This window comes from Bacillus sp. S71 (assembly GCF_016625265.1).
In the GTDB taxonomy this organism is placed as follows: domain Bacteria; phylum Bacillota; class Bacilli; order Bacillales; family Bacillaceae_G; genus Bacillus_A; species Bacillus_A cereus.
The window spans coordinates 61,718-81,071 of the sequence record NZ_JACVUW010000013.1 but is presented as its reverse complement, the minus strand read 5'-3'; the positions used below and the strand labels follow the sequence as shown (position 1 = coordinate 81,071).

Here is a 19,354-nt window from a genome sequence, read left to right as displayed (position 1 = left end):
ATGTAGAATACGTTTTGAATTAGGTCATTGTATTGTAAAATAAGAAGTAAGCTACTATATACCTGTTAAGGTAGGCATATAATGAGTTTATAAAAATCTTAATATGAATGAATAATTAAAAGTAGAAAAGAGAGAGAAATCTACTTATTAACGTTTTAGTTTATAGGACAGGAGAGAGTATTCGTCGATTATGCAAATAAAAAACCTGTTTCAAAGCAAAGGATTTCAGAGGTTACTCGTATTAGTAATACTTGCTCTCGTGTTATACGGGCTGCAAAGTATGTTGAATTTAATATTAATTACGTTTATTCTCACGTATTTAATGGATCGATTCCAAAAGTTTATTTCCCGCAAATTAGATCATTTCATGCCTATTAATCGAAAAATTATTATAGCATTTCTATATGTAATGTTAATTGGTGGAATTGCTATTACGCTATTTAAATATTTACCAGTATTAACGATACAAATTTCACAATTGATTTACCAATTCAATGTATTTTTAAGAAACCCACCAGATAGTGAATTAATTAAGTATGCAGTTAATGCTGTCAATCATATGGAGCTTTCTAAATATGTAGGACAAGGCGTAGACATTTTGTATAAATCAATTACGAATGTTGGTAAATTTGGTCTTCAAGTTTTACTTTCTTTAATTTTGAGTTTGTTTTTCTTACTAGAAAAATCTCGTATTGTTGGTTTTACTGCAAAGTTTAAAGAAAGCAGGCTTGCAATTTTCTATACTGAAATTGAGTACTTTGGTAAGAAATTTGCACGTTCATTCGGAAAAGTAATCGAAGCACAATTTTTAATTGCAGTTGTTAACTGTGTTTTATCCGTGATTGCACTATGGATATTAGGATTCCCGCAATTATTAGGTTTAGCATTAATGATTTTCTTGCTTGGATTAATTCCAGTAGCGGGGGTTATCATTTCGTTATTCCCACTTTGTATGATTGCTTACAATATTGGCGGTATTATGTACGTTGTTTATATTTTAGTTATCGTAACAGTGATTCATGCGCTTGAAAGTTACGTATTAAATCCGAAGTTTATGTCGCAAAAAACAAATTTACCGATTTTCTATACTTTTATGGTATTAATTTTCTCAGAGCACTTCTTAGGTGTATGGGGACTGATTATCGGTATTCCAATCTTCATTTTCTTACTAGATGTTTTAGACGTGACAAGTGATGAAATTGAGAAGGATGTTGGAACAAAATAAAGTGAAGTAGAGAAAAAGCATCGATGTTCGATGCTTTTTCTTTTATAACATTATGTTTCTTATGCCATACTGTAAGGAGAATATAGAATAGGGGTGAAGTAATGGCTGTAAATGAAAAGGTAGAATTGGCTACATTTGCTGGAGGGTGTTTCTGGTGTATGGTTTCTCCATTTGAAGAGATGGAGGGAATTATACAGGTTGTTTCAGGTTATACAGGCGGTCATAAAGAGGACCCAACGTATAAAGAAGTGTGCTCAGAAACAACAGGACATTATGAAGCAGTACAAATTACATTTGATGCAAATAAAATGCCGTATGAGGAATTGTTAAATATATATTGGAGACAAATTGATCCGACTGATATTGGGGGACAATTCCACGACCGCGGGCAGTCTTATGAAACGGTGATTTTTTATCATAATGAAGAACAACATAAAAAAGCTGAGGCCTCAAAAGAAGAGCTTGAGCAGAGTGGACGCTTTTCAAAACCAATTGCGACAAAAATACTACCAGCAGCTACATTTTATCCAGCTGAAGAATATCACCAAGGATATCATAAGAAAAACACATTCCGCTATGAGTTATATCGTAAAGGCTCAGGACGAGATGCTTTTATTAAGCAACATTGGCCAAAGGATAATGCTCATTTAAAAGAAAAACTCAATGAGATGCAGTTTTATGTAACACAGGAAAATGGTACAGAACCACCATTTCGAAATGAGTATTGGAACCATAAAGAGGAAGGTCTTTATGTAGACATCGTTTCAGGTGAGCCGCTGTTTACTTCTCTAGACAAATTTGATAGTGGATGTGGATGGCCTAGTTTTACAAAACCAGTTATGTCAGCAAGTGTGAAAGAAAAGATGGATGTGAGTCATAATATGACACGTACAGAAGTGAGAAGTAAAGAAGGAGACTCACATCTTGGGCACGTATTTCCAGACGGTCCAGGACCAAATGGCCTTCGTTACTGTATTAATTCCGCAGCTCTTCGATTTATTCCAAAAGAGGAATTAGAGAAAGAAGGCTATGGCGATTTCCTAATCTTGTTTGGAAATAAAAAATAACCTCGCAGTTAGCGAGGTTATTTTTTTGTTATTTTGCTTTTTTCTTTTTGAACTTGCTTAATACTTCATAAACGATTGGAACAATAAGAAGTGTTAATAACGTTGAACTTGTTAATCCACCAATTACTGTTACACCAAGTCCTTTAGAAATTAAGCCACTACCTTCAAATCCTAATGCAAGCGGGATAAGAGCACCGATTGTTGCAATTGCAGTCATTAAAATTGGACGAAGGCGTGTTGCACCAGCTTCTAATAAAGCTTCACGTGTTGATAGACCTTCATTTTCTTTATGAATAACGCGGTCGATAAGCACGATTGCGTTTGTTACAACGATACCGATTAACATAAGCGCACCAATCATTGCAGATACACTTAATGTTTCACCAGAGATTAATAAGGCAACAAGAGCCCCAATAATTGTGAATGGTAGCGAGAATAAAATTGCGAATGGTGCAAGAGCACCGCCAAATGTAACGACAAGAACGAAGTATACAATGGCAATCGCAGCTAACATCGCTAAGCCCAGTTGTTTGAATGATTCTTCAATATCTTTAGTAACACCGCCCATAGAAACATCTACACCGGAAGGAAGATCCATTTTATCTACTTCTTTTTGGACTGCAGCAGATGCTTTTGAAACGTCATCAGATGTTAGTTTTGCACTAACCTCTGCATAAACACGTCCATCTCGGTGTGTTACTGTATTCGATGTTTCACCTTCTTTTACAGTCATAACATCTTTCACAGCTACTTCATTACCAAGTGGTGTTGTAATTTTGCGATTTGTTAAGTCATTGATTGTTTCATAATTTTGTTTTTCAGCTTCTACATATACATTGATATCTTTACCGTCTTTTTTAATTGTTGTCAGAACAGGGCGATCATGTTGATTAGAAAGTCCCATTCCAATTTGAGCAGCCGTTAAGCCCATTTTACTTAGCTTTTCTTGATCTGCGACTAAAGTGTACTCTGCATATGTTTTTGCAATACTAGAATCTATATCTTTTAAGTCTTTATTTTTCTTCATGATATTTTGAATATCTTTTACGACAGGCTTAATGTCTTCTGAGCTATCTCCGTAAACGTATAGTTTAATTTCATTACTACCGCCACTTGCTCCGAAGTCTTGGTTTTTCCATTCGCCTTTGCCAGACATCTTCTGTAAATCTTTAACGACTTGTTCTTTCTCTTTTTCGAAGTTTTTCGTGTCGTTATCATATTGCACGAAGAACATTGCTTGGTTTGATTGACCAGGACTCATTGGATTCTCTCCACCTAATGAGAACTGAATTGTTTTGACGTCTTTATTATCTTGGAAGTGCTTCTCAGCTTTTGTTGCAATTTTTTCAACGTCTTCTAACGTTTGACCTGGTTCAGGATTATATGTTGCAATAATCATTTTTTCTTCTTCAGAAGGTAAGAAACTTACACCGATAACTGGTACAAGTGCAAGACTACCAACCAATAGAAGGACAGCGATACTTGATGTAATAATTTTGTGATTTAAAGCCCATGCAAGTATGCGTTTATAACCATTTGCTAATTTGCTTGGTTTTTCTTCATGATGTACTTCTTTTTCCCTCATACTCTCTTTCTTAAATAAAGAGTGAGCTAGCATCGGTACGATTGTAACAGCTACTAGTAATGATGCTAATAAAGCGAAGACGATAGTTAAGGCAAATGGTAAGAACATTTCACCAATCATACCTTTTACTAGTCCAAGTGGTAAAAATACAGCAATTGTTACAATGGTAGAAGACATAATTGGGATAAACATTTCTTTCGTAGCTTCACGAATTAAATCTTTTCCGCGCAATTTCTCTTCTGATAACGACATACGTCGGTAAATATTTTCAATAACAACAATTGAGTCATCGACAACGCGGCCTATAGCAACGGTCATTGCTCCAAGTGTCATAATGTTAAGCGTAATATCCATTTGCTTTATGACTAAAACAGCAATTAATAAAGAAAGTGGTATTGAAACGACAGAGATTAACGTTGTTCGAATATTTCGTAGGAACAGCATAATAATAACAATCGCAAAGATAGCACCGAAAATTGCTTTGCTTAGCATTGTTTCAACTGATTTTTCAATAGGTGCACCTTGGTCGAATGTTGAAATGATCTCTAAATCTTTATATTTTTTCTCAAGATCTTTTACTTTATCTTTTACTGCATTTACAACATCAACTGTATTTGCATCAGAGGCCTTCACAATTTGAATTCCAATTGCTTCTTTTCCATTTGTTCGAGAAATGGATTCTGCTTTCCCAATTTCTTTAATGTCAGCAATTTCGTCTAATGTAACTGTTGGAATCCCGTTCATAGCAGCTGGATTCATTTGCGGCGTTTGTGCACCAGCGCCAGCATTTTGACTACCTTGACCGTTAGGTGAGGAAGGTATAGCTGGAATTTTAAGTTCTTTTAATGCTTTAATCGTTGTAATATTGCCATCTACAACAACTGATTTTTCCGTGTCTTTAAATGTGTATAAGCCAAGTGGTAAAGATACATCCGATCCCTTAATCACATTTTTTACAGTATCTTCACTTAGTCCTAGTTCTTTCATTTTATCTTTCTTGAAGACAAGCTGTACTTCATCTACTTGTTGGCCAGCAATTTGGACAGATGCAACACCATCAAGTCCTTTTAATCCTGGTACAACATTTTTTTCTACATTTTCAGTTAAGGTAGCTAAAGATTCATTCTTGCTTGCTACGCTTAACGAAATAACTGGGAAAGCATTGAAGTTTACTCGTGAAACTTTAGGATCTTTAACACCTTCTGGGAGTTTTACATTTGTGAGAGCTTCTTTAATTTCTGTTTCTGCTTTTTCCATATTTTTATCAAAATCGTATTCTACTTGAATAGAAGATGCGTTTTGAAAAGATGATGAGCTTACAACGTTAACACCGCTTAAATTTTGTAGTTGTTCTTCCATCGGCTTTGAAACTTTATCAGCTACTTCTTCTGGTGTAGCACCAGGATAGACCGTAGTTACTGTTACAATCGGTGTTGTAATATCAGGAATTGTTTCCAGCTTCATATTGAGTCCAGAGTAGATCCCTGCAATAGTAACAATAATGGTTAGTAGCCAAACTGCGAACTTATTTTTTAACGAGAAATTGATGATTTTGTTCATGTTTGCGCTCCCTTTATATTGTATTGACCAACTGGTCAGTCTAATACATAATATAACTGACCAGTTGGTCAATCGTCAATAAAAAGAGATGGTATAATACATTTATAATAAGATGCGAGATTAAATTTAGGAGAGAAGATATGAAAGAAAAAGAGCGTTTAATTATAGAAGCGGCTATGAAGTTATTTGCGACTAAGGGTGTAAATGCAACGTCGGTACAAGAAATCGTCACCACTTGTGGTATTTCAAAGGGAGCTTTTTATTTGTACTTTAAATCGAAAGATGAGCTTTTATTAGCGACGCTTCGATATTATTATGAAAAAATCCAAAAGAAAATGCTGGATATTGAAAAAGAGTCTTTACTACCACGTGAAAAATTTGAAAAGCAATTATACTTTCAGTTTACTGATGTGCAAAAACATAAAGAGTTTATTATTATGCATGCAAGAGAAAATGCCATTCCGTTTAATAAAGAAGTGGAAGAATTTATGATGCGGATGAAGTTAGAGTCTCATGCATTTTATCGGAATAGTTTATTGTCCATTTATGGTGAAAAGGTTATGCCATATTTATTGGATTTAGTAATTATGGTAGAAGGTATATGCCGTGGGTATTTAGAATTAATTATTTTACAAGCACTAGAAATTGATTTGTCCTATGTATCGATATTTATTTTAAAAAGGATAGATCATTTAGTAGATGGGCTCATAGAATCTTTGGAAGAACCTGTTCTACACGAAGAAGGGCTTGGGGAGTTTGTTTGTAAATCAGAGCTTATTAAGGAGCAAGTTAAAGAACGTTTTTTAAAAGAAATCATTGTGTTTAAGCGAACATTAGCTGATCAATTAGAAGATGATGAATTGCTTGTTACATTAGATGTTTTAGAGTCAGAAATGAGGTCAAACCCTAGAATTCCAGTCATTCAAGGGATGTTATCTAACTTAGAGGTATATCCAAATTTAAAGGAATTTCGCTTGCGGATTATGGAGTATTACAATATAAAAAGGTAACAATGATGGCTTTCATTGTTACCTTTTTATTATATATTCACTATTTCTTTTTTCTGTACAGTCTCTTCTTTTTCAAGGTTAATTGTTTCTTTCACGATATAAATTGGACGGTTTTTACTTTCGTCATAAATACGAGCAATATATTGACCGACGATTCCAAGGCCAAGTAACTGAATACCGCTAAAGAATGTAATAGCGACCATAATAGATGCCCAACCTGTTTGCGTACCAGAGCCAATAATTTTCACAGTAATTGTATATACTAAGACAATTATTGAAATGAGAACTGATAATAAGCCTAAAGTCATAACTATACGTAACGGTTTTGTTGAAAACGCAATAATGCCATCAGACGCAAATTTAATCATTTTCTTCAATGGGTATTTTGTTTCACCAGCAAAGCGCTCGTCACGTTCATATTCAACATACGTTTGGCGGAAGCCAACCCAAGACATCATCCCACGAATGAAACGATTGCGCTCAGTCATTTGATTGAAAACATCAGCTACTTTACGATCGATGATTCGGAAATCACCAGTATCTTTTGGGATATCGATATCGGACATGTAATTTAAGAATTTATAGAAATACTTAGCTGTTAAAAGTTTAAACCAAGTTTCACCTTTACGTTGTTTACGTTTTGCATAAACAACTTCATATCCTTCTTCCCATTTTGCAATAAGTTCAGGAATAACTTCAGGTGGATCTTGTAAGTCTGCATCTATAATTACAATAGCATCACCTTTTGCAGCAGCAATACCAGCTGTAACGGCTACTTGATGTCCAAAGTTACGCGCGAAATTAACGATTTTTGTACGGTAATCATTTGATGCAATCTCAGATAAGATTTCCATTGTACGGTCTGTGCTACCGTCGTTTACAAAGACAAACTCGTAATTAATATCATTTTGAAGCATAACGGACTTTAAACGGTTATAACATTCCTGCGCTACTTCTTCCTCGAAGTACATAGGAACTACAACCGAAATTAATTTTTGCATGTTATATCCTCCGTAGTTTTAATAAGTTGTTTAAGTTTAATTAGTAGCCTTTTCAGTTTGGTTGAATGTCCAAATTTTATTAAGGACAAAATTGATAACCATTCCGACACCAATTGCGAAAATCTGTGCAATTAGCGCATTAAAGGCAAGTTTATCTACTAATATAAATAAACATAATGTATTAAAAGCCAATACAATTAAATTTACAGTTAGAAATTTAAAGAACATTGACGTGCTTTTATTATTAGGTTTAAACACCCAATTTTTATTCCAATAGTAGCTATTGGCAACACCAATTAAATAGGCAATGGTATTCGCAATAAGGTAGTTCATCCCAAATTTTAATAATATCCAAAAGCTAATAATTGTAATGAGCGTATTAAAGATTCCTACTAAACCAAACTTTAAGAGTTTCTCCATAATATTATCCTCATTTTTATAAAATATATAAATTTAGGTGGTATAGGAAAAAAGATACCAGTAGATAGTATAACATATTTTTGAACTTCATATTATTTATTTATAAGAAAGTATCTCCAAGGTTGAAAAGGAGGTACTTTGCACTTAATTTCTTTTGAATTTTCGAACGTATTGAAAACATACGTATATCCCATAACTTTGTATTATGCTGAAACTTGGTATTATGAAATACCTGTATCTAGTTTGGTATTCAATTAATAGATGAATTAATACATATCCAACAATTAGTAGTAAGAATAATGTGTAATGAAGATTGTCTTGTTTTGTTACTATAAGGTAAAGAATCGCTATTATTCCGAAGAACATCGCAGCTGTATACATATAGCGCTCATATAGAATAGCATTCTCTTTTAAATCTTGCATCCCATCCAGAATTTCAAAGTTAGATGTATATAAGCTCCATGATGGTGAAGAATCGGTATCACCCCACATAAGTGCAAACTTCTCTTCAAATAATGATATAACCTTGTCCTTGTCAGCTAATCGTTCTTTAATAATTTTCTTTTCTTCTAAAGTGCGTTCTTCGCCAACCTCTAGAGACATAATATGGCCTGCGTCTTCATGGGAATACCCACCCTTTGTTTCATGGTTAAGACCGACTACAAATTTCCAAAGAGGATCGCGATTCGATAATGGATATTGTGTAATTCCAGAGGAGATAAATGCAAAGCTTATCATGTAGTGAACTAAGTAGAAAACAATAAAAATCCCACATAATTTCTTAAAAGAATTGAAAATGATTTTTTTAGGTTTCCCCAGCATTCCATGTAGGAAGATGTAAATAGCGACAGCAATTAAAATTAACATACCAAGTGGTCGCATAATGTCCCCTAAAGATAATAAGATACCAATAAAAATCCACATGTATTTACTTTGCAATCCTTTAGTTACTAATAAATAAAATCCAAAGTAAAAGAAGAAAGTAGCTAGATGTTGATTTGTTAACACAGAACTTAGCATAATACTTGGAATATATAATGCATACATCAATCCAGCGATACGTCCGGACCATTCATTAAATGTTTTCGCAGTGATTTTATAAACAAATATTGTAGTTCCCGTACAAAATAGGACATTTAAAAATTGTAAAGCGAATATTCCTTCTCCAAAAATCTTTATAATGAGCGCTTCATACATCGTAAATCCAAGTTGATACACCCACGAAGTGAAATATGTAGTATGTGTAAAACTAAAATCACCGTGGGCAGCTTGAATAGCGCTATTATACATTATTGCAAAATCTGATAAAGGTACGCTTGGTATTTGTAGAATCCAAATTAAGCGAACGATAAAAGCTAATAAAGTAAGTGAAATCACGAATGTTAGCGATGACATATATTTATTTATTAAGCACGCTACTATAAGAAAAACGAGCCCAATTCCAATCATAATAGGAAGACTTACTGAATTTGGAATGTCTAGTTTATCGCTAATTGTGAGATATGATTCCCACGTAATCCATGACAAGATAATGAGACATAGTATTAATAAAGATTTAGTCAAAAAAGAATTGATTCTATTAAATGCTGTAATCGGCATTAAATTTATACACTCCTTCAAATCAATTATATTTTAGTAGTTGAGAATATTCTATTCTTGGTATGTAGAGTATCACCTAAAAGAATACCATGATTAGTTTACTTATCAAAATACGCCCGGGGCTATATAGGAGATGTATTTTATATTTTTATTAGGACGGAATATAAAAATACATTTTTCTTACATAGAAATTAATATGTAAGAAAAATGTAGTGGAAAGTTATGAATTGTGTTGCGACCATTCTTCAACATTCCAAACTTTTGTTATCCAATCTTCATAAAAGTCTGGTTCATGACACACTAAAAGAATTGTTCCTTTGTAAGCTCTCATCGCTTTCTTCAATTCTTCTTTTGCTGTAACATCAAGGTGATTTGTTGGCTCGTCAAATAGTAACCAGTTGCTCTCTTCCCCCATTAGCTTACATAAACGGACTTTCGCTTGTTCGCCACCACTTAATTGGCTTAGAGGACGAGAAATATGTTCGTTTTTTAAACCGCACTTTGCCAACATTGCACGTATTTGATGTTGGTCTAGGCTAGGGAACGTGTTCCAAACATCATCAATCGGTGTTATATTATCAGCTTTCACTTCTTGTTCGAAGTATGATGGGTTTAAGAAATCACCAAGGCTTGTTTTTCCGCTTAAGGGTTTGATTTTACCTAAAATCGTCTTTAATAGTGTAGACTTACCTACGCCATTACATCCGACGATTGCAATTTTTTCACCGCGTTCAATTGTCATTGTTAGTTTTGGTAATAACGGGTGTGTATATCCAATTTCTACATTTTCTCCTTCAAAGACGAATCGGCTACTTGCGCGACTTTCTTTAAACGAGAATTCAGGTTTAATCGCCGTCTCAGGACGATCGATACGTTCCATACGATCGAGTTGTTTTTGACGACTTTTTGCACGACCTGTCGTTGAGTAGCGCGCTTTATTCTTCGCAATAAAATCTTCTTGTTTTTTTATAAATTCTTTTTGTTTTTCATAAGCATTAATATGTTGGTTTTTATTAATTTCCGCTAGCTCTAGGAATTTTTCATATGTCGCTGTATAACGCGTCATCTTTGTGAATTCTAGATGGAAAATAACATCGACACATTTATTCATAAATTCCGTATCATGGGAAATTAATAGGAATGCGTGTGGATATTCTTTTAAATAATTTGTTAACCAATGAATATGTTCAACGTCTAAATAGTTGGTAGGCTCATCTAATAGTAATACTTCTGGTTGCTCAAGTAGTAACTTTGCAAGTAATACTTTTGTACGTTGTCCACCACTTAATGCAGCAACATCACGATCTAAACCAATTGCGTCAATTCCAAGACCGCGCGCTGCTTCCTCAATTTTCATATCTAATAAATAGAAACCGCCTGCTTCAAGAGCATCTTGTATTTCCGCCATTTGCTCAAGAAGTTCTTCTAATTCTTCAGGTGTAGCAGTTCCCATTTTTTCTGTAACTTCATTTAAAGCTTTTTCTTTTTTAAATAAAGGTAAAAATGCATCTGCTAATACGTCACGAATTGTACGGCCAGGTGTTAAAATTGTATGTTGGTCTAAGTAACCATAATTTGTGCCAGGTGTCCATTCGACACGGCCTTCATCATGGATAAGTTCACCAGTAATTATATTCATAAATGTTGATTTACCAACACCGTTTGCTCCAACTAATCCAACATGTTCTCCTGCGAGTAAGCGCATGGATACATCTTTAAATAATGTACGATCACCAAATGTATGGCCTAATTTTTCAACAGTTAATAAGCTCATAATGTCCTCCGTTCAATTCTAAATAGTGTCTTGAATCATGATACTAAATTCTTCGATATAATGCTATCATTTCAAAAAATGTATATAAGTAAACAAAGCAAGTTTCTCCTCATAATTTGGAAGAGAAACTTGCTTCGTTGTTGTTTATCTGCCTAGCTTTTTATTCACAAACCCTAAAAGTAACCTGCGTATTTGTGGGTCAATTGCAAGACCGATAATGCCGTACAATATACCAGTAAGTGTTAAAGCTACTAGTGGTGGTAAGTTAATTAACACAGTACGATATAGAGCGTAACTGATTATAAATGCTAGTGCATTGAATATTGTTCCTTTGAATAGTAATGTAAAGCCTTTACGAGCGAATAAAGTAAAGCCGATTAATAATGTAATCTCGGTAAGGATAGCAGCTACAGCTGCTCCCATCATTCCAAATTGGCTACCTAATACGATGTAACTTATGACAGCAACAGCTAACCCAATCCCCATCGTTGTCGCACGCTTCCACTGTTGACCAATTGTCGTTAAATTATCAGCAAGTGGGTAGTTGATAGATTGTAAAATGACCATAAAGGCTAAAATTGCAAGAGCGTCACCAGCTGGGGCATACTCTTCACCTAATAAAGTAACAATCCAAAATCTTGGATTAGCGATGAATGGGATAGAAATCCCCATTCCTAAGAAAGACATAAGCTTTAATTCAAACAGAGATAGTTTTCTATGTTCATCAATATTTTTTTCATTTCCAAAAGCAAATAACTTTGGATAAAAGGCTGCTGCAATTACACCGGGTATTTGATAAAGTACAGCGGGTATTTTAGAAGCAGCTCCAAAGAATCCAACTTGCTCGTACGTTGAAACTTTTTCTAATATAATAGGCCCTAACTGTGGCAAGAGCATAATGATAATGCCATTGATTGTGAAAATCAGTAGTTGATCTAAAATCCCTTTGTCCCAGCCCTTATGAACTGTCGTATGGCGAATTACCATTATAAAGGCGATGACACCTGTTACAAGACTGGATATTCCGTACATGGCAGCGACCATCATAAGTGACCATTTAAATGACATTCCTAGTAGAAGAGCAGCTGCGGCTGTTACACCTTGTATTACAGAAATAATGGCTGTAAATTGCATACGTTCTGTTACTTGGAAGTAAGCCATCCCGACACCTTGTAAAGTTGCTCCAAACATTGTTGGTAGTACAACCCAATATACCATGGCGCGTAAGTAGGCATCTGTATAGAAGAACTGAGCAAAAATAGCGAAGAGTACAGAAATTACGACAGCTAATACGAAACGAATGCGTAAATAACTACTGATTAGTACGCTAATATTTGCATCCTTTCTCGTTCCTTCACGCATAAACGTATGTGTCAAACCTGCATCTGTGAAATAACAAATAACAGCGGAAACTGCTAATGCAGTTGTAAACATCCCATACTCACCAGGAGAAACGTATCTTGCGAAGAGAATCGTCGCGATAGCAAGTACAAATCGAACAGTAATATTTCCTACAAATAGGTAGGAGGCATTTTTAAGAATCTTATTTGTTTTCATGAGAAAAAACCTTTCTATTCTTTAGGACCTTTTTCGTTTGTCCTATTTGTAAATTTGATTTGTTTACGGAAAGAGAGATGAGTACTATATTTTCAGTTTAAGAAAACAGAAATTTAATTCGTACAAACCACAGCATTGCATATAGTTTTTTACTACGCTTTCCGTTTTTTGAATAGATTTTACGGCAATATTTCTTTATATCTTTTTTGATTAATTGAACTTGGGCATTATTTAATTGAGTGTTTTCTTTAATGTATATACAAGCATTATTGATAACCGTATAAGGGAATAAATAAGTCTCAAGAATCTCAATAAGTGACTGAGGGTCTTTCGTAATGAAGTCTTGAGATTTATTATGTACCCAGTCTTTCATACGATTGAATATTTCCAGTTCTTTAGTTGTTTTTAATTCGTAATCTTTATATTTAGAAGAAAGATTTCCTTCGGATAAGATTCTATAATATGTTAAATATTCATCGACATAGCATACATTTGTCACACTCATTAGTTTAAATAAAAACTCCAAGTCTTCTCCCCAGCTACATCCTGGTGTAAAACGGATATTATGATTCATTGCGATAGAGCGTTTGAAAATCCAAGTACTTGTTTGAGCAACAACTTGGTGTGTTAAGAATGCTTTTGCCATATCACCTTTAATAAAGTTTGTTGTATGCTCAACCTTTTCGCCTGTTTCTTCGTAGAAATTCATATAACCACAATAGCACGCATCCATGTTGTTTTTATGCATACTCTCGATTTGTTTCTCAATTTTAGTTGGATGCCATAAGTCATCACTATCAAGGAAAGCGACGTATTCCCCGCTAGCATTTTCAATCCCTGTATTACGAGCTACTGAAACGCCTTGGTTTTTTTGGTGAACGTATTTTACTTGCCCCGGATATTTTTCTGCAAGATTTTTTACGATAGAAGGTGATTGATCTTTACTTCCATCATCTACAATTACAATTTCAATGTTTTTATATGTTTGATCCAGTATTGACTGCATTGTGTCTTCAATATATTTTTCTGTGTTATACAGAGGTATGACAACAGAAACAAGTTGTTTTTGTTCCATCATAGAATTTTTATCTCCTCAAATTTTTTATGTCTTGCACCATATATACAAGCCTTTTGAAAGGAAGAAGATTACAAGAACATCTGTATCAGTTTAACGCATATAAACTTTGTAAATCAACTTTCTATTATTGTACTTTGTATACAAAGTACAATAATAGAATATATTTTCTTGTGAAAATATATAAATAAAATTTGAAAATTATGTATTTTAAGGGGAAATATGAAATGTTAAGGCGATTTGCGCTTCGTTTTGCAACTTTACAAACACATGGTGCAGATTTGACTCTAGCTAGCGAAGATATAGGTTATCAAAAAATGGAAACTATTTTATTGGAAACAGGAATGTTAATATATCATGAGCTTGATAAACCACCTATTCATATTATGCCAGGTTTTCCAGTGTTTTTAGTTACTGTATTTTACTTTTTTGGAAATGGTAATAAAGGCCTTTTTGTAGCTAAATTAATTATTATCCTATTAGGAGTACTTATTATTTTACTAACTTATAAGATTGGTACTTATTTATTGAATCCCGCTGCAGGATTAATAGGTGCTTTCTTATTAGCGGTGTATCCTCCAGAGATTGTTGTGGAAAATTTAACAGAAGGACAGTTTCTATTCTTTTCATTGGGATTATTATATTGGAGCTTAAAATTAGCTGATACTCATAAAACGAAACATTTTCTACTTTTTAGCATTGTACTTACGCCTACAAGTTGCTTTATATCCAATACTATTATTTATATATCTTTTAATGAAGCGCTATCCATTCCGCATTATGATGAAGCAAGCGATAGTATTTTTTATAATAAAAAATACATGCAAGGAAGGACCTGTGCATGTATGATGAGAAGATTATGTTAAATATTCCAAGGCTTACTTAAAGTTAAAACTTCAGCCATCTCTTTACTTTTTAAACGTCCCTTTTTTCGGTTTTCCGCGCGTTCTAAACCGGTTGTGTGTAACCAATGTTCTTCCTGAGTTTCAGGTAGTACTTGTGGTACGGACGAAGGTTTTCCATCTTTTATAGCCACAAATGTAATGAAGCAAGTAGCAGCAATTCTACGCTCGCCTGCTAATAAATTTTCTGCGATTACTTTTACGAAAACTTCCATTGAAGATTTCCCTGTATAACACACAAATGCTTCATAACAAACAGAATCAGCTTGGTGAATTGGAGTTAAAAAATCAACTGAATCAATAGATGCTGTTACGCAATGTTTACGACTATGTCTTGCAGCCGCAATTGAAGCAATACTATCAATTTCTGCTAATAATTTCCCTCCAAAAAGTGTTTGGTGATTATTTAAATCGTTAGGAAAAACACGTGTTGTCTTAATTGCTTTAGATTCTCGCATGAATTTCTTTTCCATATATTCAGCCCCTATAGTCTGTTTTCAATCAGAATAATATGTGTAAGTGGAGTACTCATATTAGATATTTAATGAAGTAAAGTGTATTCCAAAAGAGGATTATTTAAACTTCTGTATTTGTATTCATGTAACTGAAAGAAAATTTATTTTATCTAAAATGTAGTGTAAAAGAGGATTCGCTTACATTGCAAGTAAAAAGTAATGACTATGTATTCGTCATAGAAATTCCCTATCAGCCGTGTACCCATTCATGATAGAATCATTTTGTTATGAATGGAAATAGAGGTGCAATGGACATATGAATCATATACAAACAAATTTTTCATCTTTCTTCAATAAAATTACGATCGGTGCGATGCTCGCATTTTTCGTTTATAGTTGTTGGGTAGCATTTGAGACAAGTAAGCAATTCTTTGGAGGAAGTACAACAAGTGTAACAATCATATTGGCAATTTTCGTCATACTTATTTTGTTAGTGGCATCAATTCTACAATATCGTTTTACAGATAAACAATTTCTTATTTTTCTTATAAGTATATCTATAGTTGTGAGGCTTAGTATGCTGTTATTTGTAGATGCTCCAATAATTGGTGATATGAAAGTGATGTATGAGTCTGCAAAGCAGATTGCAATTGGTAATAATATAGGGACTGTAACTCATTTGCCTTTTATTATATATGAGTCAGTAATCATTCGTATATTCGGTGATACATTATTCGCTTTACAACTATTTAATGTGTTATTTTGCGCAGGAACCGCATTTTTTATTTATCGTATTGCGGCAATGGTTTTTGGAGAAGAATGCGGTCGTATTGCTTCTATATTTTATGCTCTATATATTCCAAATATATTGCTGAGTTCCGTATTAACTCCTGAGTCACTTGCAATATTTTTATTTTATTTTGCTTGTTACATACTTTTATATAAAGGGTTAGATCATCCTTATATGTGGGTGTTTTCAGCGGTTTTATTTGCATTTAGTAATATGATTTTCCCGATAGGATTATTTCTTCCTATTTTTATCACTGTATATGTATTATTAATTGAAGTGTCTCAATCAGCAACGAAACAAAAAGTGTTACTAAAGATGGTAGGGATACTTATTCTATTTTATAGTACTCATTTTGGTGTGAATTATGGAATTAAGGCAATGGGATTGTCACAATATACGATTTCGAATGAGACGTATGTTCAATCTGTCTTAATTGGAAAAACGAAACACGAGGAAAAAATATCGAAAAATCAAAGTGTCACAGAGCATATTGATCAAAAGTTAAAAGAGATTGAGGGAGAAAGATTTAAACTTTTAGAACCGATGATAAATCAGTTTTCAGATGAGGGGATAAATTCTATTCTTTTCAAATGTGAAAAACTGATATATATAGCCGTAACATTGTTTATGACTATAGCTCTATTGCACTTCCTTATTAAGAAACAACAAAATGAAGGATATATGTTGTTCTTATTTTTAATTAGTGGCTACGTATTGTTAAGGCTTTTCCAAGTAGATATGGCATATTACAATGTAATTATGCCGGCATTGTTTATTTTGCAGAGCTTTGGTGTTTATATGAGTTATGTGTATTGTCAAAAAATATTTTTCAGAAAATAAAAAGAATCCATTCTGGATTCTTTTTTTGATGGAAGATGAAATTTAGTAGTCAGTGCAAAATGGAAAGTATGCCGGACCTGAATTTTATTCCGCTATTTTCCGGACAGTCAGCCCCCACCTCAAAATCAGCGAAAGCAAAGAAGTTAGGTGGGGGCGGACTGCCTGTAAAAGCCCGATTGTTGAGGGCTGATTAAAGTTTCACTTTATCTTATCGATTTAGTTCTAGTTGTAAATTATCGGCTGTTAGAGCCATTTGTGAGGAATCATCTTGAATTCCTTTCATTACTTGTGAAATAGCTTGTAGCTCATGTTCAATTTTCTTATTCTGTTCTTTTGAGTTAGACATATCTTTTACAATTTCTTGGAAGTATCGATCTGTTGCCGACATACTATCCGTTCCTTCTGATACGAGAGAGCTAATTTGTTTTACGGAAGACGAGACACGGATAATTTGTTCATTTGTTTTTTCGACGAGCTTTGTAACGTTAAAGATAGATTCTTTCGTTTGCTCTGATAATTTTCGGATTTCACCAGCAACAACAGAAAACCCCTTCCCAAATTCTCCAGCACGTGCAGACTCGATAGCAGCATTTAGTGCGAGTAAATTTGTTTGCTCCGCGATTGATTTAACGATATCTATGATTTCGTTAATTTTGTTAGAAATATCAAGAAGTTCATGAGTATCTGTAATAATCGTTTCCATATTCATTTGAATAGATCCCATTCGTTTGTTTTGCTGGTTTAATTGTTCTTTCCCTTTATTCGCTTTTTCTTCAGATGTTGTAGCTAATGATGTACCTGTTTTAGCAATCTCTACAATAGTTTCAGACTTAGCGGTTAGTTTTTGAATAGAAGAGCTTGTCTTTTCAGATACAGCAGCTAGTTCTGTTGCAATATGCGTAATTGTCATAGCAGTTAGTTCTTTTTCTTTCTCATGCTCTTTTTGCATTCTTTCATATTCAGATTCATAAGCTGCAAGAACAAGTTCTTGTTCAAGAGTGAATAATTTATTTATGACATTTATAGAATAGGAAAAATCATCGATTGTTGTTATTTTTGTTTGCAAAATCTTCATGATAGAGCGGAATAATTCTTGATAAGCAGCAGTATACCATTTTCGATGTAAACCAATTTGCACATGTCTTTTGGCGATTCTAACACGCTGTTCAATGAAATCTTCATGCATATTGCCGCTGAATAATTCTTTAATATGTGTTTTTAAAGTTTGTTTTAGTTTTGGAATAGAGCTGTAACGTTCAATAATAGTAATTAAATTAGGTTGTTTTGTAATGTTGGCATAGAATTTTTCAGTAATCCAATCAATTTCTGCATAAATAAAAGGCTGTAGTACTTTTACAACTTGTAAATCTTCTTTTGAAATATGTAGCATATCCATTTGAATTTTCAATTCAGAATTAGTAGGTACATTAAAAGTTATTTGTTGGTCCTTACTTAATTCGATTATACTGGCATTTGTTTTATTAATATTTTTTCTGAAAACCCCAAGCATCATTCTTCCCCCTGTATATAAAACGTTTTCAATTTTAAAACTAATATAGAGTAATTATATATGCTTATATATAATTACTCTATATTAGTTCGTTGAATAGTATATAAATTAAGAGAATTCTATCTAGAATTCTCTTAATGGCCTTTATTAATTTTAGCATGTGTTTTAAAGAAAACAGGGAAATGCACATTATATATTACAGTGACGACACGAATAACGAATGTTACTAATAAACAAACATAGAAAGCTAATACGTGCGCCCCCATAGCGTATGTGATTAGGAAGCTAATTGCTCCTAAGATAGAAGCGATTGCGTAAATCTCTTTTCGGAATACGTAAGGGATATCTTGAGCACAAATGTCACGCAAAATACCGCCTCCAATACCTGTAATGACTCCCATTGAAACAACTAGAAATGAGGCGTCAACATGATGTGACATTGCCGCATTTGCACCAATAGCTGTAAAAACGCCTAATCCAACAGCATCAGAAAGCATAATAACGACTTGAAGTTTATTGATACGCTCAAAAAACATACAAGTAAATAATGCTGATAATACACTTACGAAAAAGTAAATGGGTTTTACAAATGCGACAGGGGGCAGGTTACCAATCATGATATCACGAATAATACCGCCGCCGAGCGCAGTAGCTACAGCTAAACAAAGGACACCAAATAAATCTAAATCTTTTTTTAAACCAACTAATGTACCAGAAATGGCAGCGGCGATAATGCCAAGAAACGTAAATATATCGATTAATAACATGGCCTTAATCCCTTTCTCTTAAAGATGTTCCAGAGAAAAAATATACACTAAAGTATTGGAAATAACAATTACTTTTCGTTACATGTATAAAAACGGATAAAATACATAAAGAAAGCGTTTGAAAATGCTTAGGAGAAAACGAAGCAAGGTTAATCTTTAGTTGTAGGATAGCCGAGTGGGTGTTTGTATGTAATTATTAAATTTTATATACTTATAA

Annotated in this window: 14 protein-coding genes and 2 pseudogenes; 5 read left to right on the top strand and 11 right to left on the bottom strand. The window is 33.7% G+C overall.

The genetic code is table 11. The features are described 5' to 3' along the window. The first annotated feature begins 190 nt into the window (after positions 1-190). Positions 191-1,225, top strand: coding sequence for an AI-2E family transporter (locus IBT51_RS22635; protein ID WP_001166009.1), 1,035 nt, complete (start codon positions 191-193; stop codon positions 1,223-1,225). Positions 1,226-1,326: 101 nt separating this feature from the next. Then, the gene (gene msrB / locus IBT51_RS22630; RefSeq protein ID WP_000290179.1) at positions 1,327-2,292 is read left to right on the top strand and encodes a peptide-methionine (R)-S-oxide reductase MsrB; all 966 of its coding nucleotides are present in this window, start codon (positions 1,327-1,329) and stop codon (positions 2,290-2,292) included. 28 nt (positions 2,293-2,320) lie between these two features. On the opposite strand, the gene IBT51_RS22625 is transcribed toward msrB, so the two are convergent. Next, complete coding sequence (locus tag IBT51_RS22625; RefSeq protein WP_200458664.1) at positions 2,321-5,437, bottom strand: efflux RND transporter permease subunit; 3,117 nt, start codon at positions 5,435-5,437, stop codon at positions 2,321-2,323. Positions 5,438-5,577: 140 nt separating this feature from the next. On the opposite strand from IBT51_RS22625, the gene IBT51_RS22620 reads away from it, so the two are divergent. Further along, positions 5,578-6,447, top strand: coding sequence for a TetR/AcrR family transcriptional regulator (locus IBT51_RS22620; protein WP_069356582.1), 870 nt, complete (start codon positions 5,578-5,580; stop codon positions 6,445-6,447). Between the two features lie 29 nt (positions 6,448-6,476). Here the strand turns inward: IBT51_RS22620 and IBT51_RS22615 are convergent, their stop codons facing one another. From IBT51_RS22615 to IBT51_RS22590, 6 genes are all read right to left on the bottom strand, one after another. After that, the gene (locus IBT51_RS22615) at positions 6,477-7,448 is read right to left on the bottom strand and encodes a glycosyltransferase family 2 protein (protein ID WP_001170716.1); all 972 of its coding nucleotides are present in this window, start codon (positions 7,446-7,448) and stop codon (positions 6,477-6,479) included. Positions 7,449-7,484: 36 nt separating this feature from the next. Next, positions 7,485-7,868 carry a GtrA family protein gene (locus IBT51_RS22610; RefSeq protein WP_000413280.1) on the bottom strand — a complete coding sequence of 128 codons (384 nt, stop codon included), beginning with the start codon at positions 7,866-7,868 and terminating at the stop codon, positions 7,485-7,487. Positions 7,869-8,012: 144 nt separating this feature from the next. After that, complete coding sequence (locus IBT51_RS22605) at positions 8,013-9,467, bottom strand: glycosyltransferase family 39 protein (protein ID WP_200458665.1); 1,455 nt, start codon at positions 9,465-9,467, stop codon at positions 8,013-8,015. A gap of 220 nt (positions 9,468-9,687) precedes the next feature. After that, positions 9,688-11,241 carry an ABC-F family ATP-binding cassette domain-containing protein gene (locus IBT51_RS22600; RefSeq protein ID WP_000055383.1) on the bottom strand — a complete coding sequence of 518 codons (1,554 nt, stop codon included), beginning with the start codon at positions 11,239-11,241 and terminating at the stop codon, positions 9,688-9,690. Positions 11,242-11,385: 144 nt separating this feature from the next. Continuing rightward, positions 11,386-12,798 carry an oligosaccharide flippase family protein gene (locus IBT51_RS22595; RefSeq protein ID WP_053563277.1) on the bottom strand — a complete coding sequence of 471 codons (1,413 nt, stop codon included), beginning with the start codon at positions 12,796-12,798 and terminating at the stop codon, positions 11,386-11,388. A 97-nt stretch (positions 12,799-12,895) separates the two neighbouring features. Further along, positions 12,896-13,876 carry a glycosyltransferase family 2 protein gene (locus IBT51_RS22590; protein ID WP_069356580.1) on the bottom strand — a complete coding sequence of 327 codons (981 nt, stop codon included), beginning with the start codon at positions 13,874-13,876 and terminating at the stop codon, positions 12,896-12,898. Positions 13,877-14,076: 200 nt separating this feature from the next. On the opposite strand from IBT51_RS22590, the pseudogene IBT51_RS22585 reads away from it, so the two are divergent. Continuing rightward, positions 14,077-14,674, top strand: a pseudogene (locus IBT51_RS22585) (4-amino-4-deoxy-L-arabinose transferase); the annotation flags it as partial. 61 nt (positions 14,675-14,735) lie between these two features. Here the strand turns inward: IBT51_RS22585 and IBT51_RS22580 are convergent. Further along, positions 14,736-15,248 carry an acyl-CoA thioesterase gene (locus IBT51_RS22580; protein WP_000412126.1) on the bottom strand — a complete coding sequence of 171 codons (513 nt, stop codon included), beginning with the start codon at positions 15,246-15,248 and terminating at the stop codon, positions 14,736-14,738. A 298-nt stretch (positions 15,249-15,546) separates the two neighbouring features. Between IBT51_RS22580 and IBT51_RS22575 the strand changes: the two genes are divergently transcribed. Further along, a complete protein-coding gene (locus IBT51_RS22575; protein ID WP_053563280.1) occupies positions 15,547-16,860 on the top strand; it encodes an ArnT family glycosyltransferase in 1,314 nt (437 codons plus the stop codon). 208 nt (positions 16,861-17,068) lie between these two features. Here the strand turns inward: IBT51_RS22575 and IBT51_RS27475 are convergent, their stop codons facing one another. The 3 genes and pseudogenes from IBT51_RS27475 to IBT51_RS22565 form a co-directional block, all read right to left on the bottom strand. Beyond that, positions 17,069-17,770 carry a methyl-accepting chemotaxis protein gene (locus IBT51_RS27475; protein ID WP_372430521.1) on the bottom strand — a complete coding sequence of 234 codons (702 nt, stop codon included), beginning with the start codon at positions 17,768-17,770 and terminating at the stop codon, positions 17,069-17,071. 54 nt (positions 17,771-17,824) lie between these two features. Then, positions 17,825-18,370, bottom strand: a pseudogene (locus tag IBT51_RS27470) (protoglobin family protein); the annotation flags it as partial. 134 nt (positions 18,371-18,504) lie between these two features. Beyond that, on the bottom strand, positions 18,505-19,137 hold the full coding sequence (locus IBT51_RS22565; protein WP_000924377.1) for a trimeric intracellular cation channel family protein: 633 nt from the start codon (positions 19,135-19,137) through the stop codon (positions 18,505-18,507). Positions 19,138-19,354 lie beyond the last annotated feature (217 nt).